The following is a 684-nucleotide window of genomic DNA, read 5'->3' on the forward strand; positions in this document are numbered from 1 at the left end:
ACTCAGAGCCGGTACTCAGATCGCGGCGTCCCGTCCCGCCCCGACCGGTCCCCCGACTTGAGGCTTCGCGCACTCCGGCCTCGGCAGAAGCTCCACAAGTGCCAACAAGGACTTCAATGAAACCATTGAAGGCATGAAGTTTCTTCTCGAAGTCACCATGGACGACGCGGCGTTGGCGAAGGACCCGGCCGGGGAGCTGGGCCGGATCCTGAGGTACTGGGGCGGCAACCTCCGGCACTACGCGCTCCGCCCCGGGGACGGCTCGGCCGTCTACGACTCGGAGTACCGGGAGGTGGGCCACTGGCACGTGACCGATCAGACGGAGTAGGCCTCCCGGAGGGCCTTGCGGCACAGCGCGTCCGCCCTGCGGGTGGTTTCCGGGAGGCGGTAGGCGGGGGTCAGCGCGAGGGTGTGGGCGCAGGCGTGGTCCAGCGTCACCCGGTGGCCGGCGGAGACGAAGACCGGCTTGACCCCGTCCCGGGTGCGCAGGGCCCGGCCGACCTCCTCGGAGCCGGCGAGGAGCGCGGAGGTGCTGCCGCGCGGGGTGCCCGGGGCGTCGTAGGTGAAGGTGAACGGGTTCTTGGCGACGCCGATCGTGGGCAGGCCGGTCAGGACGCCCAGGTGGCTGGCGAGGCCGAAGCGGCGGGGGTGGGCGAGGCCGTAGCCGTCGCAGACGACCAGGCC

General features: G+C 71.3%; 2 protein-coding genes. One reads left to right on the forward strand and one right to left on the reverse strand.

Translation table 11 applies throughout. The annotated features are described in order from the left end of the window. Positions 1–133: 133 nt before the first annotated feature. Entirely contained in the window at positions 134–328 is a 195-nt protein-coding gene (locus tag C1J00_RS43930) for a hypothetical protein (RefSeq protein WP_102914274.1), read from the forward strand. On the opposite strand, the gene C1J00_RS43935 is transcribed toward C1J00_RS43930, so the two are convergent. Continuing rightward, positions 316–684, reverse strand: a 369-nt coding sequence (locus C1J00_RS43935; RefSeq protein WP_146046434.1) for an endonuclease V, incomplete at its 5' end; no start/stop codon positions are given. The two genes, C1J00_RS43930 and C1J00_RS43935, sit on opposite strands and share 13 nt — an antisense overlap.

The sequence above is a fragment of the Streptomyces cahuitamycinicus genome, from assembly GCF_002891435.1.
Lineage (GTDB): Bacteria > Actinomycetota > Actinomycetes > Streptomycetales > Streptomycetaceae > Streptomyces > Streptomyces cahuitamycinicus.